The sequence below is a fragment of the Neisseria sp. Marseille-Q1983 genome (genome assembly GCF_018224585.1).
GTDB lineage: Bacteria > Pseudomonadota > Gammaproteobacteria > Burkholderiales > Neisseriaceae > Neisseria > Neisseria polysaccharea.
In genome coordinates this window covers 10394-32568 of the sequence record NZ_JAGTUI010000025.1, presented here as the reverse complement: position 1 = coordinate 32568, position 22175 = coordinate 10394, and the positions used below count along the sequence as shown (strand labels likewise).

The window sequence follows — 22175 nt, the reverse complement described above, 5'->3', positions numbered from 1 at the left end:
CCCCTGCCGGCAGGGGATGGCGCAGACCTTTTACAATCCGTCCCCAATATGAGCATCATCCGCAAAGGCGGCAGCTCGGGCGATCCATTGTTCCGAGGTTTGGGCGGCTCGCGCCTTGCCATCAATGCAGACGACCAGTTCGTTTACGGCGGTTGTTCCAACCGCATGGACCCGCCCACTTCTTATATCCACCCCAGCACCTTTGACGAAGTTGTCGTTACCAAAGGTCCGCAAACCGTTACCCAAGGGATGGGCTTGATCAGCGGTTCGGTTCATTTCGTCCGTAAAGATCCGACCTTCCACGAACAACCCTACTCCTTCAACGGCAGTACCACATTAGGCAGCAGCGGCAGACGCGATGCCTCCTTTGAAGCCGGTGCAGGCGGCAAATACGGTTATGCCCGCCTCAATGTCTCACATAACGAATCCGACGACTATAAAGACGGAGCAGGCAACCGCGTACATTCCAACTTCAAACGCGACGGCCAAATGGTTCAGTTGGGCGTTACCCCGACCGAAAACACCACCATCGCCGGTACATACGAACGCAGCCGCGGTAAGGCCGCCTACGCCGACCGTATGATGGACGGCAGCAAATTCGACCGCGAAGCATGGAATATCCGCATCAGCCAACGCAATATCACACCGTGGTTGAGCGAAATCGAGGCACGCTACGGTTCCAGCGAAATCGACCACGTTATGGACACCTACAGCCTGCGTACCATCCGCGACTCCTCTACCGGTATGCAGATTAAAAAAGCCAATAACCCCAAACGCCGCACCGATACCGGCAATCTCAAAGCCGTATTCGACTGGGACAACGTCAACCTTCAAACCGGCATCGACTATATGCGCGACCGCCATACCGAACGCAACGGCAATGAAAACTACGCTTCGAGTCCTTTCAAGCCTACCCAAAGTTTTGACCAACTGGGCGGCTTTGCCGAAGCGGCTTGGCAACGTACCGACAAGCAAAAACTGATTGCCGGTTTGCGGCACGACCAAGTAACAGGCACATACGAAACCAAGGCAGACTCCGATCCCCTCAAAAAAACCAAATATCCTTTGACTTCCGGCTTTTTCCGTTTCGAGCAAACAACAGGCAATACCAAATACTACGCAGGTTTAGGCATCGCCCAACGTGCGCCCGACTACTGGGAACGCAAAAAATCGGAAAACCTCCGACTCCAAAAAGAAACCAACCGCCAACTTGATGCAGGGCTGATTTGGAACAGCGGAAATTGGCACGTCTCCGCCTCTGTATTTGCAGGCAAGGTTGACGATTTCATCATAGTCGAACCAAAACCGATGACGCATCATACCGCCGGCAGCGCGTCGGCACCTAGCCATCACACGGGACACCACCACACAGGACCCACTCCGGCGACACCGGCAACAGGCGGACACTCCGGCCATCATCATGGTGCAGACTTAAGCGCACGCAATATCAATGCCACCCGTTTCGGCGGCGAACTTGAAGCCAAATGGCAGTTTGCACCAAGCTGGAGCATAGCCAGCAACCTAGCCTATACCTACGGTAAAAACCGTACAGACGGCAAACCGCTTGCCCAAACACCTCCGCTCGAATGGAACAACACCCTTGCCTTCGACAACGGCAAATTCAGCGCGGGCGCACTATGGAAACTGGTTGCCAAGCAAAACCGCTACGCCAAAGGACAGGGCAACATCATCGGTCAGGACATCGGCGCATCCGCAGGCTTTGGCGTACTTTCCGTCAATGCAGGTTGGAAATTCAATAAATACGCCACCCTGCAAGGCGGAGTGGACAACGTGTTCAACAAAACCTATGCCGAATTCGTCAGCAGGAGCGGAGGATTTGTCGATCCTGCCGCCGGTATCAAAACCACCCGCGTGAACGAACCCGGCCGCACCGCTTGGTTAAGGCTGCAAGCCAAGTTCTAAACGCTTGCATTTTAAAATGCCGTCTGAAACGAAGTCCGTTTCAGACGGCATACCTTACAAGGCGGACAACCTGCCGGCATTGCCTTTTGTTACCCGCCTCTTTAACGCATTAATATCTATATTTTAATAACAGCCGAACCAATCTTAAATACTGATTACGACGGCTGTTGTAACGGCAACATTTTGCCAAATCCCGCCGCCAAACCACCAAAAGGAAAAATCATGCATACCCCCCCCCGCACTTCACGCACCGCGCTTGCCGTATCATCCGCACTTATGCTGTTATGCGCCGCGCACGCCTCCGCCGCAGACCTTGCCGCCCTTCCGGAAATACACGTCAAAGAACCGGGGAAACAAACGGCTTCCAACTACACCATCCCCGCCTCATCTGCAGCCACAGGCATCAGGCTGACCCAGCGTGAAACACCGCAATCCCTGTCTGTCGTAACGGCAAAACAAATCGAAGACCAAGGCTTGGACAGCCTGCAGGACGTATTGAAACAAACACCGGGCGTGTTCCACAGCAAAATGGGCAACAACGTCTCCGGCCACAGCCAATTTATTTCGCGCAGTCAGGCGATTGACAGCATTTCCGTGGACGGCGCGCCCAAATTCCTTTACGAGGGTAAAGCCATCCGCCGCAGTACCAACAATCTGGACAGCACGTTGTATGACCAAGTCGTCGTCGTGCGCGGCGCAAGCGGTTTGTCCAACGGCGGTATGGGCGAACCGGGCGGTACGGTTGCTTTGAAACGCAAAAAACCGACTGCCAAGCCTGCCGTCAGCGTCGAAACCGGTGTCGGTTCGTGGAAACACTACCGCTTCGTCCTTGATGCCAATCAGCCTTTAAATGCAGACAATACCTTGCGCGGTCGCGCTATTTTGGTCAGCGACCACGGCGGCGATTACCTGCCGAACACATCGCGCCACAATCATACGTTCTACGGCATTCTGTCCTACGACCTCGCCCCTCAGACCCAATGGAATATCGGTACGGAAATACACCGTTTCCGCAATAAGGGCAGCTCGCGTTTCAGCTATCTGACGGCAGCAGGCAATAAGAAAGACGGATTCATACCGTTTGAGGCTTCGCCGCGCAGCAATTCCTCGGCAAAATGGGCTTACGGCAAAGACACCGGCGCCGAAGTATTCACGTCCCTCAGCCATGAGTTTGACAACGGCTGGAAACTGACGGGCAATTACAGCTATCTGGCAGGTAAAAGCGACATCGTTTCAGGCATTGCCGGTACATACGAAATCAATACCGACTACTCCGCGCTTTTCACTTCAGACCGCGACCGCAGCAAATACCGCGACCAGAATTTTTCCCTGATTTTGGACGGCGACTATCCGGCATTGGGCCGCTCGCACGAATTTAATGCGGGCATCAGCTATCAGGACAACAAAGAAAACCTGTCTTTCTATGAAGAAGGCGAATCGACGATTCCCGATTTGCGTAAATTTGACGGCAACATCGCCAAACCCGATATGCCGTATTCGCGCGACGGTTTTACCGATATGAAAAACCTGTCGGTTTACGGTTCGACCCGTTTCAAACTGACCGACAAGCTGGCATTAATCGGCGGCAGCCGTTTTGTGAATTGGCGATACCGTTACAGCACTGAGCGCAATAAATTCGCTTACAGCAGCCACAAACAAAACGTTTTCATTCCTTATTTGGGCGCGACTTACGACATAGCCGACAATCTGACCGCCTATGCGTCTTACACCACCATTTTCCGTCCGCAAGTGCGTTACCTGACCAAAGACGGCAAACCGCTCGAACCGCAACGCGGCAAAACCTACGAGACCGGTTTGAAAGCCTCGTGGTTTGAAGGCCGTCTGAATGCTTCTGCGTCTGTGTTTATGAACAAACGCGACCATTTGGGCGTTTATGCGGGTAGATTGCCAAACGGCGAAGAATACTACCGCTCTGCGGATAAAACGACGACCAAGGGCTGGGAACTCGCCGTCGGCGGCCGCCTGAGCGACAGATGGCTGCTTAATGCTTCCTATGCGCGTTCCAAAATCAAAGACAGCGAAGGCAAGCAACTGCATCCGTCTTATCCGGTTCATTTGTTCAAACTCTTTACCGCATATGACGTAACCGACCGTTTGAACCTGGGCGCAAACGTCAACTGGCAAAGCCGCAGCCACACGCTGGACGAATACCCGGCAAACATCAACTCTGCCGCCGCAGCCGCATTGACCCAACGCCCATACGCTACGCTGGATTTGACCGCGCATTACAAAATCGGCAAATCCACCCGCATCGGTTTGGACTTGGAAAACGTGTTTAACAAACGCTACCGCACGATGCCGGATATTCACGTTTACGGCACGCCGCGCAGCCTGACCGCAACCGTCAAACATACTTTCTAAACGGATACGGCCTGCCGTCTTGAAAGGCAGGCAGGTACCGGAAACCGTTTTAAAGAAAGAAATGCCGTCTGAAACCTTATCGTTTCAGACGGCATTTGATTGCCCGGCCGGTTATTTGTCGGTTTGGGTATCCCGTTTCAATCCACCGCCGAGCGCCTTGTACAAATCGGCAAGGTTTTCGGCGCGGGTCAGTTGTGCCGACAAAGCCGCACCCTCCGCCGAATAGCTGCTGCGCTCCGCATCGAGCAAATCAAGCGCGCCGGATACGCCGTGTTTGTAACGCAGGCCGACCAAGCGCAACGCTTCTTTAGAGGCGCGGCTTTGTTTGCTTAAAGCGTCATAGGCTTTATCCAGCTGCTCGCGCGCCGCCAATGCGTTTGCCACGTCTTGAAAGGCGGATTGGACGGCGGCTTCATAGGCAACGATTTGTGCCTGTTGGCGCAGTTTTGCCACATCGAGGTTCGCCTTGTTCGTTCCCCAGGTAAAAATCGGCAGAGTAATGGAAGGCGCGAACGACCAAATGCCGGTGCCGCTTTTGAACAGCCCGCCCAATTCGGCAGAACCCGTACCGACGGTTCCGGTCAGGCGGATGGATGGGAAAAAGGCGGCGCGTGCCGCACCGATATTGGCGTTTGCCTGTTTGAGCGCGTGTTCGGCGGCACGGATGTCGGGACGGTCGAGCAATACTTCGGAACTCAAACCGGCCGGCAGTTTTTCAACAAAAAACTGCTTGTCCAACGGCAAACCGGCGGGCAGGTCGTCGGGTATCGGTTGGTTAATCAAGGTTGCCAAGGCATTGCGCGCCTGCTCGCGGCTGCGCGCGGCATGGGCATAATCGGCTTTGGCGGATTCGATCAGGGCTTCCTGCTGACGCAGGGCGACGGCGGAAATTACGCCTGCCTTATACCGCAATTCGGACAGCTTGTAGGTTTCCTCGCGCGTTTTCAAAACACGCTGCGCCAAAGACATCGCTTCTTCGGCATAACGCTCGTTAAAATAGGCTTTGGCAACGGTGGCAATCAGGCTCAAATGTGCCGCATCGCGGTTGGCGGTGCTGGCAAAATAGCCTTGCAGTGCCGCCTCGCTGCTGCTGCGGACGCGTCCGAACAGGTCGAGTTCGTAAGATGCCGCACCCAGTCCGACATTGTAGCTACTGCTGACATTGCCGCCGCTCAAGCTGCCTTGACGCGAGCCGTTTGCATTGGCGGCAAGCGTGGGCAGGAGGTTGTTGCGCTCGATCATGTATTGTTTGCGGTAGATTTCGCTGTTCAATACGGCTGTACGCAAACTGGTATTGCGCTCGAGTGCGATGTCGATCAGCTTTTGCAGGCGCGGGTCGGCAAAATAGTCGTGCCAACCCAAATCGACCGCACGGATGCCGCTGTCGGTAGTATCGTTTTTAAACGTTTCCGCAACTTCGACTTTGGGCTGCTCGTATTGGGGAATCATGGTGCAGGCAGACAATGCAAAAGCTGCTGCAACAGAAGTCAAGGTAGTTTTCAATGTAGTATCCATAAAAAAGTCCTGATGCCGTCTGAAGCCCCGGGGCGTTCAGACGGCATTTTGCTTAATATTGTTTATCGTCCGAACCGGTGATGCCCGCTTCAGCGGCGTGTTTTACCGCCATTTCGTGTTCGTGTGCAGTTTCTTTGAAGAATTTGCGCACCACCACATAGAAAAGCGGAACAAGGAACACGGACAAAAGCGTGCCGATGAGCATCCCCCAGAATACGGTCGTGCCGATGGCGCGCTGGCTGGCGGAGCTTGCACCGCCGGCAATATACAGGGGAACCACGCCCAAAATAAAGGCGAACGAGGTCATGATAATCGGACGGAAACGCAGGCGGGCGGCTTCCAAAGCGGCTTCAACCGCGCTTTTCCCTTGCGCTTGAAGGTCTTTGGCAAACTCGATAATCAAAATCGCGTTTTTCGCACTCAAACCCATCACAGTAACGAAACCGACTTGAAAGTAGATGTCGTTGGCAAACGAGGGAACGCTGCCCAACAATCCTTCAAACAGGTTACGCCCGGTTACGCCCGCAGCCGCGCCCGCCAAGCCTAAAGGCATTACAAGCAGAACGGCCAGCGGAATAGACCAGCTTTCATAAAGTGCGGCAAGCACCAAGAAGACTGCAACGGCGGCAAGCGCGTAAAGGGCAATGGTTTGCGAACCGCCTTTTGCCTCTTCGCGCGACTGTCCGCCCCACTCCAGGCTGTAACCGCCGCCCAATTCGTCAACCATTTTTTGAACCGCCTCCATGGCCTGACCGGTGGAAACACCTGTTGCGGGCGAACCGGACAGTTCCATAGCGGGATAACCGTTGAAACGAACGCTCTGTTCCGTACCCATCTGCCACGAAACGGTGGCAATCGAAGAAAGCGGAACGGCAATGCCCGAGCTATTCGGCACAGTCAGATTCAAGATGTCGGCAGGCTGCATACGTGCCGAAGCATCCGCCTGAACCATCACGCGCTGCAAACGGCCTTGGTTCGGGAAGTCGTTGACGTAAGACGAACCCAGCGCATTTGCCAATGCAGTACGGATGCTGGCAAAAGAAATACCTTGTGCCGAAGCCGCCGAACGGTTAATGTCGATTTTCAACTGCGGCGCGTCTTCCAAACCGCCGGCACGGACGGTGCTGGGGTTAAACAAACCGCTGGTACGCATTTTCTGAATCAACTCGTTGCGTTTGGCCAGCAATGCGGCATGACCGGTATTGTTGCGATCTTGCAGGTTGATGGTCAAACCCGAACCGTTGCCCAACTCCATAATCGGAGGCGGAACGATGGCGATGCCGAAACCGTCTTTAAGCGTCCCCATCATCATACCCGTCAGCTTGCCGGCAACCGCAACGGCATCGCTGCCGGGGGTTTTACGTTCGTCCCAATCCTTAAGCATCGCAAAACCCATCGCCATATTCTGGCCGCTGCCCGAAAAGCTGAAGCCGGAAACGGTAATGATGTTTTCAATTTCAGGAATGCTTTTTGCCAATTGTGTAACTTGCGCCAGCGTCGCATCGGTACGCTCTTTGGTCGCGCCCGCAGGCAGTTGCACGCTGACCATAACGAAGCCTTGGTCTTCGGTCGGCAAGAATGAGGTCGGCAGGCGCATAAACAGGAATACGCCCACAACCGCCAAGCCGATATAAACAACCATCATACGCACAGTCTTACGCAAAACTTTGGCAACCCGGCCTTCGTAGCCGTGCGTCCAAGCAGTGAATTTTTTGTTGAACCAGCCGAAAAAGCCCTTTTTCTCTTCGTGATGCCCCTTTTGAATCGGTTTGAGCATCGTGGCACATAATGCAGGCGTGAGTGTCAGCGCAAGGAAGGCGGAGAATGCGATTGATGCCGCCATAGTCAGGGCAAACTGTTTGTAAATATTGCCCGTCGCGCCGCTGAACATCGCCAACGGTACGAACACGGAAATCAATACGGCGGTAATACCGACCACCGCGCCGGAAATCTGACCCATCGCCTTTTTGGTGGCTTCTTTAGGCGGTAAACCTTCCGCCGCCATAATGCGCTCGACGTTTTCAACCACCACAATCGCGTCATCGACCACGATACCGATGACCAAAACCATCGCAAACATCGTCAATACGTTAATCGACATGCCCATATAAGAGATGAAGGCGAAACCGCCCAACAGGGAAATCGGTACGACGATGGTCGGAATCAGCGTATAACGGATGTTTTGCAGGAAGAGATACATTACGACAAACACCAGCACCATCGCTTCGATTAAAGTGTGAATCACTTTTTCAATCGAAATTTCGACGAATTTGGAAGTATCGTAAGGGGTTTTCCAGCCCATACCCTGCGGAAAGTATTTTTCCAGCACCGCCATACGTTCTTTAACCGCCTTTGCCGTCGCCATCGCATTGCCGCTGTTGGACAGCATCACCGCCATACCGGTGGTATTTACACCGTTCAGACGGGTTGAGGAAGAATAGTCTTCCATACCCAGTCCGACCCTTGCCACATCCTTCAGGTAAACATTAGAACCGTCGGTATTGGCGCGGAGGATGACGTTGCCGAATTCTTCGGCCGTACCCAACTGCCCCTGCGCTGTTACGGTAGCCGTAACCGTCTGTCCGCGAACGGCGGGAAGCGAACCGATAGAACCCGCTGAAATCTGGACGTTCTGGGCGGACAGCGCGCTGCCGATATCGGCAAACGACAAATTGTAGTTTTGCAGTTTCTTAGGATCGACCCAAATCCGCATCGCGCGTTGCGCGCCGAACAGGCGGACCTGCCCCACGCCTTCGATACGCTGCAATTCGGGAACGATATTGCGCTGCGCGTAGTCGTTCATCTCTTCGGTTGACTGCACATCCGACGAAAGCATCACAATCATCAGGAAATTGGAACGCGCCTTGGATACGGTAACGCCGTACTGCTGGACGGTTGCCGGCAGCGTGCTCAATACTTCGGAAAGCTTGTTCTGCACTTCCACCTGCGCCAGGTTCTCGTCCGTATCGGGCGTAAAGGTCAGGCTGACGCTGCCGCTGCCGCTCGAATCGGCAGAAGTGGACAGATAATCCAAACCTTCCACGCCGTTCATATTCCGCTCGATAACGGAAAGTACGCTGTCTTCCATTACCTGCGCGGACGCACCCGGATAAGTGGCGTGCAAGGTAATGGTTGGGGCGGCAACAGACGGATATTGCGAAACAGGCAGGCTTTTAATGCCGAAAATACCCGCCGCAATAATGAAAATCGAAATAACCCACGCGAAAATGGGGCGGTCGATAAAAAATTTAGCCATCGATGCCTTCCTTATTCCGCTTCAGAAGCAGGTTTGGCTTCAGATGCCGTCTGAACGCCGGCTTGAGGGGCAGAGGCTTGGTTTTCAGACGGCATCCATTCTTTGGGCGTTACTTTTTTCGCACCCGTCATGCCGGCGATACTGATTCCTTCCACAACCACCTTGTCTCCGTCCTTCAGACCTGACGTAACAATCCAATTCGCACCCTGCTGTTGTGCAACCGTTACCTCTCGGGGTTCCATACCGCCTTGGGCGTTCACAATCATCACGGTATCTTTCGCACCGCGCGTTACCGCCTGCTGCGGCACAACAAATGCGTTGTCCGCCGCCACTTGATCCATCAGCACGCGCACATACAGGCCTGCCATCAGGATGTTCTGATTGTTCGGTACGGCGGCGCGCAGGGTAATCTGACCGGTCGATTCGTTGACGGTCGGATCGGCAAACAGCAGGCGGCCTTTTTCAGGATAAACCGTGCCGTCGTCAAACTTGATGCCGACCGCTACCGCACCGTCTGCCGCCAGCAGCTTGCCTTCGGCTATCTGCCGGCGCAGTTTCATCACTTCGGATGCAGACTGGGTAACGTTCACATACATCGGATTGGTTTGGCGGATGGTCGCCAGTACGGTCGCATCGCCAGCGTTCAGCAACGTACCTTCGGAAACTTTGGACTGGCCGATAAAGCCCGAAATCGGCGCGGTAATGCGCGAACGGTTCAGGCTGATGCCGGCGGATTTGATCGCCGCTTGCGCCGCTTTAACGCCTGCCTCGGCAGAACGTTTCGCCGTTACCGCAGCATCGTACTCTTGTTTACTGATGGCATCGGCGGAAACCAGCGGTTTGTAACGCGCCAAATCCGCATCCGCTTTGGCAAGCGTTGCCTGTGCCGTTGCCAGTTGCGCACGCGCGCTTTCCAGACCTGCTTCATAAGTGGAACTGTCAATCTGATACAGCGGCTGTCCGGCACGGACATAACTGCCTTCTTGGAACAGGCGTTTTTGAATGATGCCGCCAACTTGCGCACGGACATCGGCGGTACGCAGCGATTCCAAACGCCCCGGCAACTCGACAGTCAACGCAACGGTTTGCGGATGGACGGTTACGACACCGACGACGGGAGCCGGTGCTTCCCGACCCGCAGGCTGCCCACCCTGCGCCGCTTCATCTGCTTTGCCGCAAGATGACAGTGCCAACGCGACAGAGGCAGCCAACGCAGCCGCACGCATCGCCTTAGAAGCATAAAAAGCCATTATTTATCCTATCTGTCTGGTTTGATATAAAGGGTTTTGCCAATCAACAGGCATTCTTATTTCAGGATATAAAAACCGCCTGCTTCGCCAACCCGATGTTCAAACGGAGTGCGAAGCAGGTTTCATGGGTTTTCAAAGTTGAGATGTAGTCTCAATTTCAGGGGTGTTATTATACATACAAGATTGCACGGATACAAAGTCTTTTTTATAATCCCAACCGTCAAACCGCGCCGGAACGAAACCGCCATTATGAGAAAAACCAAAACCGAAGCCTTAAAAACCAAAGAACACCTGATGCTTGCCGCCTTGGAAACCTTTTACCGCAAAGGGATTGCGCGCACCTCGCTCAACGAAATCGCCCAAGCCGCCGGCGTAACGCGCGGCGCGCTCTATTGGCATTTCAAAAATAAGGAAGACTTGTTCGACGCGCTGTTCCAACGTATCTGCGACGACATCGAAAACTGCATCGCGCAAGATGCCGCAAATGCCGAAGGAGGGTCTTGGACGGTATTCCGCCACACGCTGCTGCACTTTTTCGAGCGGCTGCAAAGCAACGACATCCACTACAAATTCCACAACATCCTGTTTTTAAAATGCGAACACACGGAGCAAAACGCCGCCGTTATCGCCATTGCCCGCAAGCATCAGGCAATCTGGCGCGAGAAAATTACCGCCGTTTTGACCGAAGCGGTGGAAAATCAGGATTTGGCAGACGATTTGGACAAAGAAACGGCGGTCATCTTCATCAAGTCGACCTTGGACGGGCTGATTTGGCGTTGGCTCTCTTCCGGAGAAAATTTCGATTTGGGCAAAACCGCCCCGCGCATCATCGGAATGATGATGGACAACTTGGAAAACCATCCCGACCTGCGCCGGAAATAATCAAGCCTTGGTAAAAATGCCGTCTGAAAACCTTTTTGCTGTTTTCAGACGGCATTTGCCTTTCCATCCCGTCAGGCTTCTCCGGCTCCTTCCCTTTTTTCCGCTGCGGCAAGCGTGTCGGCAAGCAGGCGGACGAGGTTTTCAAACAGGGGCTGTTCGAGCGGGTTTTGGCTTGCGTTGCCGAACACGAGGGCGACTTCGGTATAGTCTTTCTGCCCTTTGCTGACTTTGTTGCCGTGGTAGGCGGTTTGGGCTTTTTTCAGGGCAGCTTCCCAATCTTGTTTTTGGGCAAACGCTTCGGCGGCGGCAAGCGAGGTTTTGGCAAAAAACGGCAGCGGGCGGTTTTGCCCGATATTGAAAAATGCCATCCATTCCGACAATAGCTGCAATGCCCTGTCTTGCGCGATTTCCGCCAATATTTCGGTTTCTCCGGATTGGACGATAAAGGTTTGCCGCGTTTCGGCTTCAGACGGCATAACGGCGCAAAATATCAGGTGTTCCAGCAGAAAAGCGATACGTTGCGGCGCATTGGGTTTGCCGTAGTCGTAAAACACTTGTCCGCATTGGTATAAATTGCTCAAACTGCCTTTCAGGATTTGTCCGTCCAACGGTATGGCGTATGAAAGCGGTGGCAGTTTGGGGCTGTTTAAAACCGCCGTGTCGATTTGTTTGGCAGCGGTTTGGAAGTCCTGCTGCCAAAGCTTGCCCAATTCCCCTGAGGGCAGGAGGCTTTCTGCCCCGATACGGGCGGCGGTTTGGGAAAAATCTTGTCCTTCGCGGCGCGCCTCGATATAGATTTCGGCGATTTGCTCGGCATGTTGCGGCTCGAAGGGTTCGGCCGGTTCCCATGCTTCGTCGATATAGGGTTCGCTCCATGAAAGCTGCTGCTGAAGCCATGCTTTGACGGGATTACGCCAAAACCGGACAAATGCCTCCTGTCCGATTTCGACAACGGGTTCGCAACTTTCGACGGGGTTGTCGAAAAAGGGTTGAGGCTGCTCTGAGGAGCATTCGAGTGCTTCGGCGTAGTCGGCACGTGTACTGAATATGCCGTCTGAACGGGAACCGGTCTGGAAATAGCGATGTGAGAAGGGTTGCAGCGGATGCTGTTCTATCCAGTTTTGTGCAAGTTGGCGGCTGTTTGTGCCGGTCATGGCGGCAACTGTGTCGATGAGTTCGCCCAACAGGGAAGACGGGGCAAGCTCTTCGTCTTTGCGGATGTCGCGCCCGATGTAGGACAAATACAGGATTTCGCGCGCGCTGATGAGGGCTTCGAGGAAGAGGTAGCGGTCGTCATCGCGGCGGGCACGGTCGCCTTTGGCGGGATGTTTGGCAATCAGGTCGAATACGGCGGCTTTGGTATTACGGGGAAAATCTCCGTCGTTCAAACCCAACAGGCAGATGACTTTGAACGGCAGGCTCCGCATCGGCACCATACTGCAAAAGGTGATGCCGCCGCGTAAAAAGCCTGCCTCGCTTTCGCTGTCGAGAAAGCGTCGGATATGGCGGATGACGGTGTGCGGCGGCAACTGTCCGACGAACCCAGCCAGAGTACTCTCTTCTTGCCATTTGACCCATTCGTTTTCGAGGTTTTGGACTGCCTTTTGGTCATCGGCCCCGGCTTGGAACAATCTGTCGAGCAAATCCCGGCAACGCGCCACCCATTCGCCGACCGTTGCGGGCTGCCGCCATATCCGTACAATATCCGACAGGGACTCGATAAAGGCGGCAAAACGTCCGAACAGGGCGGTTTGGTTCACGTCGGCATACCACGCGCTGACATCCTGCCACATCGGGTTGCCGCCTTCGGGCAGCATCCAGCCCAATATCATGCGTTCTACCGCCTGCTTCCAGGTGAACAGCTGATCCGTGCCGCCGCGCATTTCTCCGTCCAAACCCCAGTGAACGTTCAAATCGGCAACCATATCGTGCAAAAGCGGCAAATCGTCCTCGGTCAGTCCGAAACGGCGCAACACGGGCGCGGTTTCTAAAAGCACAAGCACTTTATCGACTTCAAATCGGCTTTCCAACAAGTCGAACAGGCATGACAAAGCATGAAACAGCGGTTGTCGGCGGCTGATTTTCACGTCCGAAACGGAATACGGCAATGCCTGCGCACCGGGCTGCTCCTGTCCGAACACGGTCTCGATAAAAGGCGTATAGGATTCGATGTTCGGGGTTAATACGGCGATATCATGCGGCTGCCAATCGGGATGTTCATGCAGAATTTTCAACAGTTTGTCTTTGAGTATCTGCAATTCGCGCAAAGGGCTGTGTGCGGAGACGATGCGTATCGAGCCGTCGTCCGTGTTGACGCTTCCCGCCGTTTCAGACGGCATTTTCAGGTTTTGAATATCGGTTTGCAGGGCGTGCAAAAGCGTATCGCGCCCGCCTTCTTCAAACACCGGCATTTCTCCTTCTATTTCCATTTCGTTCAAAAAGTCGAAAAAGTCGCGCCCCTGCTTGCCCAATGAAGCGAGCAGAGGATGCCCTGCCTGAGTTAAATCGGGATCGCCGCCGCCTTTGAGGATTTGCGCCGCTTCGATGACATTGCCCCAATACATCCCGCTCGGATTGAGTGCGAACACGAACACATCGCAATGTTCGGACAGCTTGTGCAAAAGCTGAAGATACATCGGTGCCATCGTGGAAATGCCGAAAACGAAATAACGCTCGGGCAGCTTATCACTGCTTAAAGATTCCAACAGCTTTTCCCACAACGCGACACGGTGCGGCGCGCTTTGCCTGCCGTCGTCGAGGTAACGCCACAGTTTGGACTGCCAGATTTCGTCGTCGCCCAAACCGAGCAGCCTGCCCTGCTGCCAAGCGTCTATCCACTGAGGACGATAGACAAGGTATTGGTCGAATATGTCTGCAAGCTGGCCAGCAAGCTGATAATCTGCCGATTCGCCGCTGCCCAGATAGTCTTGCAGCACATTCCTCACATCTTCAAATTCTGCCGTATTCCGAAATGCCTCGCTGCGGAACAAATCCAGCAGCCGCCAGCGCATGACTTCGGGTGCAAACGGGCTGAGTTCCGGAATACCGGGAATCAGTTTTTTCATCAACTTCCACGTCAGGCCGGCGGGCAGGCTGAACGCCAAATTCGCCGCCACGCCCAAATCGCGGGCGAGGCAGGTATTGAGGTAGCGGCGCATCCCCTGACTCTGCACAATAATCTGTTCGGGCTGTAAAGCCGATTTCAGCGGTTTGACTTTTTGAATGCGGGCAAACAGTGCCGCCAGCGTTTCAAGACGGTTGGATTGATACAGATAAAACATGATTTCAAACAGAAGCTGTGGTCAAGTATTCGGGATTATATAGCCTTTCCCCCGCCCGCCTTCAAACAAAATGCCGTCTGAACGCTTCAGACGGCATTTGGTCATTTAAACCATTTCCTCAAAACAGGAATCCGCGACAGCAGCAAGGTATCCAGCAGCCAAATCACGGCAATGGCAAGCAGTGCGGTTGGGAAGATCAATGCGATTGCCAATAGCGGCAATGCCATTGCCCACCAAACCGGCAGCTTGATTTTTTGCGCCGGCGGAACCATGCCCACCGCTCCGGTCGGACGGCGTTTCCACCACATCACGCAGCCGCTGATGCCGATAAAAATCACGGCAAGGCAGAACAAGACGTTTGCCAACACGCTCCACCAGCCCAGAGTACCCATATGCAGCGCAATGCTTGCCGCCATAAATTTGCCGAACGGGTTGTAATCGTCAAAACGGATGTCGGCAAGAATCTTGCCGCTGTACTGGTCGATATGCACCGTGCGGTCGGCAAACGGGCTGATCATGTCGTAACTCATAGAATCCTGCGACAAAGTCCATACGCCGTCCTCGCCTTTGGGCAAATTCAACTGATAACGCCCTTTGAAACCGATTTCCCGCGCAAAACGGTCAACCGTTTCCAACGTCATCGGCTCGTCGGGGTTAATGCCGTCTTTGCCCACAGTCGTCCCTGAAACAGGCATAGGCGTAAGCTCCAAAATCCACGGCACTTCCTTAACCTTGCCGTCATTCAATACCTCGCCGTGGGTCGGCACGACTGAAACAGGGTTCGGTTCGACACCCCATTTGCCTGCCGGGAACTGACTCCAAGCCTGCACGAACTTGCCGCCCCAAATACCTGCCCAAGCAATTCCGGACAGACAGAACAACAGCAAAATCAACGACGCCCAAGTTCCAAACGAACCATGCAGATTCCGCCACCAAGAACGCGCCCTGCCTTTTGACGGCAGCAGCATCGCCTTGATGCCGCGCCGTTTCACCCACCAAAGGTACAAGCCGCTGACAACCATAATAATGGTCAGTGAAGCTGCCGTTTCCAAAAGATAATCGCCTGCCGCACCGAGCATCATATCGCCGTGGATTTCATCCATAGTGTGATACCAACCCTGATTGCGCGGCATGGTGTTGACCACTTTTGCCGTATAAGGATCGACCGCAACCATGGTTGCCTTACCTTCATTGTTGACACGGAACACAGCAACCATATCATCAGCACGCGGTGCAATATATTGGACGACAGATGAAGTCTCCGGATTAACGGCACTGCGTGCCGCTTCTGCCTGAACAGATAGAGGTTGTACCGTTGCCTGCGGCACAACATGAATCCGCTCACCCTCCTTGCCGGTAATATTGGCAAACAACAGCATACCCAAACCTGTAACGGCAAGCAGGGTCAAGAAGGGCATAACCAACAAACCGGCATAAAAATGCCACCGCCAAACGGTCAGATAACGCCGGTTGGTCTGATTGCCGGCTTCAGTCTTGATTTGTGTATCCATTAATCGTCCTTTTGAAATTAGGGCTATCTTGATGATGCGCGATTATAAACAATAAAGACTAATTCTTTATGACTAAAATCAATATTTTTCGCAACATATGAAAAAAGATTCAATTTTGAAGAAACAAACCTATATGCCGTCTGAAAGCATCAAACAATGCTGTCCGACACCCAGTTGCACCATTCTTTAAACCATACAAAAATATCAGTCGGTCTGACCGCTTAAGCATCAAAATCCCCACTTTCAGACGGCATAAATCAAAAACAGGATTTCCGTTCAAAATAAAAAATCCGGATTCGATATGAATCCGGATTTCTACATCCGACAAAGTCGGAAAACAACGGTTAGAATTTGCCGCCTGACTGGTTGACCATATAGTCAACCGCAGCTTTGACCTCATCATCGCTCAAATCGCCGCGACCGCCTTTTGCGGGCATCGTATTGAAACCTTCGATTGCGTGTTTGTGCAACGTGTCCTTGCCTTTTTTGATGCGGTCGGCCCAGTCGGCTTTGGTGCCTACATGGGGAATACCTGGAATTGCATTGCCGTGGCAGGCGGCACAAACGGTTTCATAAACCTGTTTGCCGTCCACTTTGGCAGCAGGTGCGGCTTTTTCCTCGGCTTTAGGTTCTACTACGGCAGGTTTGGCTTCAGAAGCGGCTTGTGCTGCTTCTGCAGAAGCAGAGGCTGCGGGTTCTGCTGCCGGTGCGGGAGTCGGTGCAGGCTCGGTTTTTTTCACCGGAGCTTTACCGTCTTTATTGGAAAGACCCCATACATAAGCAGTCATAATATGCAGTTTGTCTTTATCCAAGAAACGTCCCCAAGCAGGCATTTGGCTGCTGCGTCCGTTGGTAATGGTTTCGATAATGGATTTTTGCGTACCGCCCCACAACCATACGTCATCAGTCAGGTTCGGACCCAAACCTTGGATACCTTGTCCCTTATCTCCGTGGCAAGTGAAACAGTTGGCAGGCGGACCGCTGAACAAGGCTTGTCCGCGCGCGGCACGTTCCTCATCATACTGACCTTTGGGTTTTGAAAGAGACATCACATAATGGGCAACGTCTTTTACGCCTTCCTCACCTAAAGCAGGACCCCATGCAGGCATGGTAGCAACACGGCCTTTTTCGATGGTCTCGTGGATTTTATCGGGATCACCTCCCCACAGCCAATCGCTATCGGTCAGGTTGGGGAAGCCTTTGGAACCTTTGGCATCAGAACCGTGACACTGGATACAATAAGTGTTAAACAGGTTTTGGGCGATTTGCTTGGCCTGTGGGTCTTTTGCCACTTTTTCAATCGGCATATCCGCAAACTTGGCATACAGTTTACCGTATTGCTCATCGGCTTTTTTGACCTCTTTTTCATATTGGTTGTGGCTGGTCCATTTCAGCAGGCCTTTGTAGTCGCCGACACCCGGATACATAACCAGATAACCAATACCGAACAACCATGTCAAAACATACAGCCAAAACCACCAGCGCGGCAGCGGGTTGTCGTATTCGGCAATACCGTCCCACTCATGGCCTGTAGTTTGTACTTCTTCGCCTTTTTTCGGGCGTTTGACAACATTTTGAGACAGCAGCAGCCAAGCCAAAGCGATAAAGCTCAGTAAGACAATAACTGCAATATATATATTCCAGAAGTTACTGGTAAATTGGGATGTTGTGTTCATTGTTTTGCTCCGTTATCACAATATTAACGGTTTTCGCTTTTCTTATCTTGCACATCTTGGTTTTCATCAAAAATGCTGTTTGCGGCATCATCGTAGTTTTTCTTATTCCGCCTGTTGAAGACGATATAGAGTACCAACAGGAAACAGATAAAGATCCATACCGTGAAAAGAGCGCGAATACCGTTAATATCCATGATGTTACCTTACGTTTTTCAAAGCCAGACCCAATCCTTGCAGATAGGCGACTACAGCATCCAGCTCGGATTTGTTTGCCAAAGCCTCAGGCGCTTTCGCAATTTCCTCATCACTGTAAGGAGTACCTACTTTACGCAAAGCCTTCATGTTGGCAACGGTTGCATCGACATCGACTTTATTGCGTGCAAGCCATGGGAATGCCGGCATATTGGACTCAGGCACGACATCACGGGGATTCAGCAGGTGGATACGGTGCCATTCGTCGGAATAGCGACCGCCTACACGTGCCAAATCAGGACCGGTACGTTTGGAACCCCATTGGAAAGGATGGTCGTAAACCGACTCTCCGGCAACAGAGTAATGACCGTAACGCTCGGTTTCCGCACGGAACGGACGAATCATTTGCGAGTGGCAGTTGTAACAGCCCTCACGGATGTAAATATCGCGTCCGGCAACCTGCAAGGCATTGTAAGGCTTCACGCCCGGAGCCGGCTGTGTTGCCGCCTTGGTAAAGGCCAAGGGCACAACTTCAATCAACAGACCGACACTGACTACAAGCAGCGTGAACACAATCAGAACACCGATTTTTTCTTCAGCCAATTGTTGTAATTTCATTTTGGTAGCCTATCTTTCTTAGTATTTTAGTGGTGCTGTGTTTGGGAAACCGCAGGGATTTCGGCATCGACTGCTTTACCACCGATGGCTGTGCGGTACACGTTGTACGCCATAATGCACATACCACTCAGATACAATAAACCACCTGCAAAACGAATCATGTAGTAAGGCATGGTGCGTTTTACGGATTCGACAAACGAGTAGGTCAGCGTACCGTCATCGTTCAAAGAACCCCACATCAAACCCTGCATCACGCCGGCAATCCACATCGCGGCGATATACAGAACCACGCCGATGGTCGCAATCCAAAAATGCGCCTCTACCAGTTTGGTGCTGTGCATCTGTTCTTTGCCGAACAGACGGGGAATCATGTAATAGACGGAACCGATGGTTACGAAGCCTACCCAGCCCAACGCACCCGCATGAACGTGCGCGACAGTCCAGTCCGTATAGTGGCTCAATGCATTGACCGTTTTAATCGACATCATCGGACCTTCAAAGGTAGACATACCGTAGAAGGACAAGGATACAATCAGGAATTTAAGAATTGGGTCAGTACGCAGTTTGTCCCACGCGCCGGACAAGGTCATGATGCCGTTAATCATACCGCCCCAAGAGGGTGCAAACAGAATCAAAGACAGAACCATACCCAAAGATTGAGTCCAGTCAGGCAGCGCAGTGTAGTGAAGATGGTGCGGACCCGCCCACATATAGGTGAAGATCAGCGCCCAAAAGTGAACGACAGACAAGCGGTAGGAATAAACGGGGCGACCTGCTTGTTTGGGGACGAAGTAGTACATCATACCCAAGAAGCCGGCAGTCAGGAAGAAGCCTACGGCGTTATGACCATACCACCATTGAACCATGGCATCGATTGCACCTGAATAAACAGGATACGATTTCATCAAACCGGCCGGGATGCTGATGTTATTGACAATGTGCAAAAGTGCGACCGCCAAAATAAAGCCGCCGTAGAACCAGTTGGCAACGTAAATATGTTTCACCTTGCGTTTGGCAATCGTACCGAAGAATACAATGGCGTATGCAACCCAAACCAAAGTAATCAGAATGTCAATCGGCCATTCCAGTTCGGCATATTCCTTACCTTGGGTCCAACCCATAGGGAAGCTGACGGCGGCGGAAACGATTACCGCCTGCCAACCCCAAAAGGTAAATGCCGGCAGCCAGCCGCCGAAAAGACGGGTATTACAAGTACGTTGGACAACGTAGTATGATGTGCCAATCAGACCGCAGCCGCCAAATGCGAAAATAACCGCATTAGTGTGCAGCGGACGCAGGCGGCCGAAGTGGAACCAAGGTCCGATATTAGACAAATCGAGGGCGGGAGCAAACAGTTGGGCTGCGACGATAACGCCGACCAACATGCCCACGATACCCCAAACTACAGTCATGATGGCGAACTGGCGCACCACTTTGTAGTTGTAAGTTTGTGTGTCCATGAGAGTCTCCATGAATTATGGGAATAAAAATTTTTTATCCTGCCCACCTTTGCAACCTCTTAAGGTACAACTTGGGCAAGCGTAATTTTTTCTAAATTTAACATATCTGCCTTATTACGCCAAGCGGAATTACATTTGCAACATAAAGGAAAATTTTTCTTAAATTCATTCTTATTATATATAAATCATATTGTTATAATAAATTGCAACCAGTTTGACATTGCTTTGTTTTTCAAGCCTCCTTTTTTATAACACTTTATTGATGTAGATTAAGCTGCATTTTAAAGACATTTTATCAATAATATTTAACGATATATTTAATAGCCATGATTAATTATGAAATTGCCCCCTCCCCTCTAGACCATGAATGGCACATCCTGCTGACATTCACACAAGATGATGATTTTCCTATAGAAATAAGCCTGCCAAACTGGGTTCCGGGCAGCTATCTGATTCGGGATTTTTCCCGCCACATCACTTCTATCCATGCATCCTGTAACGGCACGTCCATGCCGCTCGAACAAATTGCAAAAAACCGCTGGCGTACCGCCGCCGTACGCGGCGAGTGGCAAATCCGCTACACCGTATATGCATTCGATTTGTCGGTTCGAGGTTCTTTCCTGACAATAGAACGCGGTTTTTTTGACGGATTGTGCCTGTTTTTGAAAGTCGAAGGAACGGAAACGCTGCCGCACCGCTTGGAATTGACAGGCATTCCACCCGAATGGCGTATTGCCACAACGCTGCCGGAAACAGGGAGGTTTGTCTTTCAGACGGCATCTTATGCCGAATTGATTGACCGACCTGTCGAGATGGGCTTGATTGAATTTTTAGATTTTGAGGCAGCAGGCATTCCGCACACGATTGCCTTAAGCGGCATCTATCCCGATTTCGACCGCGACAGGCTGGTTTCGGACATCAAAAAAATCTGCGAAACAGAACTGGCAATGTTTTCCTCCCCTGCCCCGTTTCAAAAATATTTGTTCCTGCTCCACGTCGGCGACCATATTTACGGCGGTTTGGAACACGCCGACAGCACCGCCCTGCTCGCCGACCGCCACAGCCTTCCGCCGTACAGGATGACCGATGCCGACGATGCCTACACCACATTGCTCGGACTTTTCTCCCACGAATATTTTCACGCGTGGAACGTCAAATCCATCAAACCTGCCGCATTCGCCCCTTATGACCTCGACAAAGAAAACTATACCGAACAACTATGGGCATTCGAAGGCATTACATCCTATTACGACGATTTGTTTTTGGCACGCAGCCGCACCATCTCGCCCGAATCTTATTTAAACCTGCTGGCACAAGGTATTACGCGCGTACAACAAACCTGCGGCCGTTTGAGGCAGACCTTGGCGGAATCGAGTTTTACCGCATGGAACAAATTTTACAAACCGGATGAAAACAGCCCCAACGCCATCGTCAGCTACTACCAAAAAGGCGCGCTTGCCGCATTGTGCCTTGATTTACTGATACGGAACAAAAGCGGCGGCAGACATTCTCTCGATACGGTAATGGACAAACTCTATCGGGAGTGGGCGGATACGCGCACGGGCATTCCGGAAAAACACTGGCAAATCCGCTGTCAGGAAATAACCGGCTTGGATTTAGAAGATTTTTTCCAAAAAGCGTTATACAGCACCGAAGATTTGCCTCTTGCCGAATGCCTGGCAACCGCAGGCGTGGGACTGACCTTCCTGCCTCTTCCCCGACAACACGGCGGCGGATACGCGGAACACATCTGCCTCGTCCCGCCGACAGGCGATTTCGGCGCACGTTTCAAACAAAACGCCGACCACATCGTCCTGACCCATGTCTTCAACGGCGGCAGCGCGGAATCTGCGGCACTGTGCCCGCAAGACAAAATCATTGCTTTAGACGGTTATGCCTGCACCGACTTTGCCGCACAATGGGTCCGATACCACGTCAATGCAAAAATCAATATCCACTTCTTCCGTTCCGGCATATTGCGTCAAACCGTCTTGACGGTTCAGGCAGCGGCGGCGGATACTGCCATCCTACATATCACAGACCGCAACCTGTTGGAAAACTGGTTGTTCGGTTAAACTTTCAGACGGCATTGCACACAAAATGCCGTCTGAAAACCAACCGCAAAGCAAAGGAAACAAAATGGCCATTCTGAAACTTGACGAACACCTCTATATTTCTCCGCAACTGACCAAAGCCGATGCGGAACAAATCGCGCAACTGGGCATCAAA

General features: G+C 52.4%; 13 protein-coding genes. 4 read left to right on the top strand and 9 right to left on the bottom strand.

Annotated features, from left to right (window positions below; genetic code table 11):
- Together KEM39_RS11560 and KEM39_RS07185 are read left to right on the top strand one after the other, a co-directional pair.
- On the top strand, window positions 1-1923 hold a 1923-nt coding region (locus KEM39_RS11560; RefSeq protein WP_249182646.1), incomplete at its 5' end, for a TonB-dependent receptor domain-containing protein.
- 276 nt (window positions 1924-2199) lie between these two features.
- Window positions 2200-4305, top strand: coding sequence for a TonB-dependent siderophore receptor (locus KEM39_RS07185; protein ID WP_211709770.1), 2106 nt, complete (start codon window positions 2200-2202; stop codon window positions 4303-4305).
- Between the two features lie 111 nt (window positions 4306-4416).
- On the opposite strand, the gene mtrE is transcribed toward KEM39_RS07185, so the two are convergent.
- From mtrE to mtrC, 3 genes are read right to left on the bottom strand one after another with little or no spacing between them, the layout of a single operon-like run.
- A complete protein-coding gene (mtrE, locus tag KEM39_RS07180) occupies window positions 4417-5820 on the bottom strand; it encodes a multidrug efflux transporter outer membrane subunit MtrE (RefSeq protein ID WP_211709769.1) in 1404 nt (467 codons plus the stop codon).
- Window positions 5821-5872: 52 nt separating this feature from the next.
- Entirely contained in the window at window positions 5873-9076 is a 3204-nt protein-coding gene (gene mtrD, locus KEM39_RS07175) for a multidrug efflux RND transporter permease subunit MtrD (protein WP_118824197.1), read from the bottom strand.
- A gap of 11 nt (window positions 9077-9087) precedes the next feature.
- Entirely contained in the window at window positions 9088-10326 is a 1239-nt protein-coding gene (gene mtrC, locus KEM39_RS07170; RefSeq protein ID WP_118824196.1) for a multidrug efflux RND transporter periplasmic adaptor subunit MtrC, read from the bottom strand.
- Between the two features lie 249 nt (window positions 10327-10575).
- Between mtrC and mtrR the strand changes: the two genes are divergently transcribed.
- Window positions 10576-11208, top strand: a complete 633-nt coding sequence (gene mtrR, locus KEM39_RS07165) for a multidrug efflux system transcriptional repressor MtrR (protein WP_101121298.1) — start codon at window positions 10576-10578, stop codon at window positions 11206-11208.
- A 71-nt stretch (window positions 11209-11279) separates the two neighbouring features.
- Here the strand turns inward: mtrR and recC are convergent, their stop codons facing one another.
- From recC to ccoN, 6 genes are all read right to left on the bottom strand, one after another.
- Window positions 11280-14489, bottom strand: a complete 3210-nt coding sequence (gene recC, locus KEM39_RS07160; protein ID WP_211709767.1) for an exodeoxyribonuclease V subunit gamma — start codon at window positions 14487-14489, stop codon at window positions 11280-11282.
- A gap of 101 nt (window positions 14490-14590) precedes the next feature.
- A complete protein-coding gene (locus tag KEM39_RS07155) occupies window positions 14591-16000 on the bottom strand; it encodes a PepSY-associated TM helix domain-containing protein (protein ID WP_118997618.1) in 1410 nt (469 codons plus the stop codon).
- 344 nt (window positions 16001-16344) lie between these two features.
- A complete protein-coding gene (gene ccoP / locus KEM39_RS07150) occupies window positions 16345-17676 on the bottom strand; it encodes a cytochrome-c oxidase, cbb3-type subunit III (protein WP_118997620.1) in 1332 nt (443 codons plus the stop codon).
- A 23-nt stretch (window positions 17677-17699) separates the two neighbouring features.
- Window positions 17700-17870, bottom strand: a complete 171-nt coding sequence (locus tag KEM39_RS07145) for a cbb3-type cytochrome oxidase subunit 3 (protein WP_118997621.1) — start codon at window positions 17868-17870, stop codon at window positions 17700-17702.
- Between the two features lie 4 nt (window positions 17871-17874).
- Entirely contained in the window at window positions 17875-18486 is a 612-nt protein-coding gene (gene ccoO, locus KEM39_RS07140; protein WP_002212596.1) for a cytochrome-c oxidase, cbb3-type subunit II, read from the bottom strand.
- Between the two features lie 26 nt (window positions 18487-18512).
- A complete protein-coding gene (gene ccoN, locus KEM39_RS07135) occupies window positions 18513-19946 on the bottom strand; it encodes a cytochrome-c oxidase, cbb3-type subunit I (protein WP_192886324.1) in 1434 nt (477 codons plus the stop codon).
- A 326-nt stretch (window positions 19947-20272) separates the two neighbouring features.
- On the opposite strand from ccoN, the gene KEM39_RS07130 reads away from it, so the two are divergent.
- Window positions 20273-22021, top strand: coding sequence for a M61 family metallopeptidase (locus KEM39_RS07130; protein WP_211709765.1), 1749 nt, complete (start codon window positions 20273-20275; stop codon window positions 22019-22021).
- Window positions 22022-22175: the final 154 nt, after the last annotated feature.

Coding starts and splice junctions, on each gene's coding strand:
- KEM39_RS07185 (WP_211709770.1), top strand. CDS start 2,200: ATGCTGTTATGCGCCGCGCACGCCTCCGCCGCAGACCTTGCCGCCCTT.
- KEM39_RS07155 (WP_118997618.1), bottom strand. CDS start 16,000: ATGGATACACAAATCAAGACTGAAGCCGGCAATCAGACCAACCGGCGT.
- mtrR (WP_101121298.1), top strand. CDS start 10,576: ATGAGAAAAACCAAAACCGAAGCCTTAAAAACCAAAGAACACCTGATG.
- mtrC (WP_118824196.1), bottom strand. CDS start 10,326: ATGGCTTTTTATGCTTCTAAGGCGATGCGTGCGGCTGCGTTGGCTGCC.
- recC (WP_211709767.1), bottom strand. CDS start 14,489: ATGTTTTATCTGTATCAATCCAACCGTCTTGAAACGCTGGCGGCACTG.
- ccoN (WP_192886324.1), bottom strand. CDS start 19,946: ATGGACACACAAACTTACAACTACAAAGTGGTGCGCCAGTTCGCCATC.
- KEM39_RS07145 (WP_118997621.1), bottom strand. CDS start 17,870: ATGGATATTAACGGTATTCGCGCTCTTTTCACGGTATGGATCTTTATC.
- ccoP (WP_118997620.1), bottom strand. CDS start 17,676: ATGAACACAACATCCCAATTTACCAGTAACTTCTGGAATATATATATT.
- ccoO (WP_002212596.1), bottom strand. CDS start 18,486: ATGAAATTACAACAATTGGCTGAAGAAAAAATCGGTGTTCTGATTGTG.
- mtrE (WP_211709769.1), bottom strand. CDS start 5,820: ATGGATACTACATTGAAAACTACCTTGACTTCTGTTGCAGCAGCTTTT.
- KEM39_RS07130 (WP_211709765.1), top strand. CDS start 20,273: ATGATTAATTATGAAATTGCCCCCTCCCCTCTAGACCATGAATGGCAC.
- mtrD (WP_118824197.1), bottom strand. CDS start 9,076: ATGGCTAAATTTTTTATCGACCGCCCCATTTTCGCGTGGGTTATTTCG.